1 protein-coding gene is annotated in these 1,907 nt (G+C 56.9%); it reads left to right on the forward strand.

Features of this window, described 5'->3' with window-relative positions; all coding sequences use genetic code 11:
* Positions 1-96 precede the first annotated feature (96 nt).
* Positions 97-1,569, forward strand: coding sequence for an MFS transporter (locus tag WH277_RS02100; protein WP_339457699.1), 1,473 nt, complete (start codon positions 97-99; stop codon positions 1,567-1,569).
* The last annotated feature ends 338 nt before the right edge of the window (positions 1,570-1,907 follow it).

Consider the following 1,907-nt stretch of genomic DNA (forward strand, 5'->3'; position numbering starts at 1 on the left):
TGCTGGCGATATTTTTTGTTCCGCTGTTCTATTTCAGCGTGATGAGCATCGTAGGCAGGTTTAGCCGCCATCGTATAACCCACAAGGAAAGTTGATATGTCTTCCTCATTTCGCTGGGTAATCCTGGCGGTGATCTCCAGCGCGTTATTACTGGTGGTCATTGATATGACCGTGCTCTATACCGCACTACCGCGCCTGACGCACGATCTTCAGGCAACGGCAACGCAGAAGCTGTGGATCGTTAATGCGTATCCGCTGACAATGGCGGGTTTGCTGATCAGTATGGGCGTGCTGAACGACCGCATTGGCGCACGCGGTTTCTTCATTCTCGGGCTGGTCATTTTTGGCATCGCCTCGCTGGCGGCGGCATTTTCCGTTTCCGCTGAGAGGCTGATTGCCTCTCGTGCGCTGCTGGCCGTGGGGGCGGCGATGATGATGCCCGCAACCATGACGATTGTGCGCAGAGCCTTTGACGATCCCGCCGAGCGGTCACTGGCGATTGGCATCTGGGCCGCCGTGGCTTCCGGCGGGGCGGCGCTCGGTCCGGTGATTGGCGGGCTGCTGCTGGAGTATTTCTGGTGGGGATCGGTGTTTCTGATTAACGTGCCAATTGTAGTTCTGGTGCTGCTGTTTTCGCTGAAACTGATCCCACCGATACCGGGCGACCACACCCGGGTATTCAGTCTGACCGCTGCCGTTCAGATTATGGCGGGCCTCACCGGGCTGATCTATGCCATGAAGGAGTTCAGCAAGCCGTCACCGCAGCTCAGCATTGCGGTGATCGCCGGGGTAACCGGGGTGATGATGACGCTGCTGTTTGTCAGGCAGCAGCAGCGCTCAGCCAGTCCGATGCTGGATCTGGCCCTGTTCCGCAATCGGTTCTTTACCGCTGGCGTGATAGCCGCGATGGTGTCAACCGCCTGTGTCATCGGCGTTGAACTGGCCGTGACGCAGCGGCTGCAACTGGTGCTGTCTATGTCGCCTTTACTGGCCGGGCTGTTTATTTTGCCGCTGCCACTCGCCTCCTTTATTGCCGGGCCTGCGGTGGGATGGCTGGTTCCGTATATCGGATCACTCAGGGCGATTCAGTACTCTCTGTTGCTCTCTGCGGCGGGCCTGGCGGTGTACCTGATGGTGTATGACTGTGCCTTGTGGATGACGGTAATAGCCCTGGCGTTGACCGGTGCCGGACTGGGCGGTGCCATGACGGCGGCATCGACCGCCATCATTCTCAATTCACCGGAAAACAGCTCAGGGACGGCGGCATCGATTGAGGGCGTGGCGTTTGAGTTCGGTGGCGCAATCGGCATTACGATTCTCGGCGGCATTTTGGCGGCGGTATATTCATATGATATGTCTGCCATTCCGCATCTGCCTGCGCTGGCGCAGGACAGCATTGATGGTGCGTTAATTGCCGCCGGATCGCTGATACCTGCGGAAGGGCGCGTGTTGCTGAACCTGGCCGAAGCGGCCTTTAGCCGTGGCTTTGTTTCGGTGATCGGTACATCGATTGTTGCATTGCTTCTCACAGGCGGGGTGCTGGCGGTTTATACCCGTAAAAAGGTGTGACAAAGGCTGAAGCCAGTTTGAACACGCAGCATCGGCAATAGGCATGATTTTAAGTGTCGCGTATGATGGCATCCCAGCTGAGACATCTCACAGGGAGTGGTCAACATGATTAATTTCGATTATTTTATCGACCAGGCAAAGCACCTTGCCACATCTGAATTGCGTGTTTTGTCTTGAGGAGGGAATACAGCAACATCTTAACGCCCTGCGCCAGAAACGCGCCGTCTGATCATCAAGCCCGCTGATGCGCTGAGGGATCCCCACAAAACAAGACCTGCATTATTGGCAGCCACCTTCTTTTCCGGTCGGCCAGTGACGCGGGCCTGCACGATGGCCAG

The organism is Erwinia sp. MYb416 (assembly GCF_037479575.1).
GTDB lineage: Bacteria > Pseudomonadota > Gammaproteobacteria > Enterobacterales > Enterobacteriaceae > Erwinia > Erwinia rhapontici.

What these genes read in the sequence shown, in the direction of transcription:
- WH277_RS02100 (WP_339457699.1), top strand. Translation starts at nt 97, where the DNA reads ATGTCTTCCTCATTTCGCTGGGTAATCCTGGCGGTGATCTCCAGCGCG.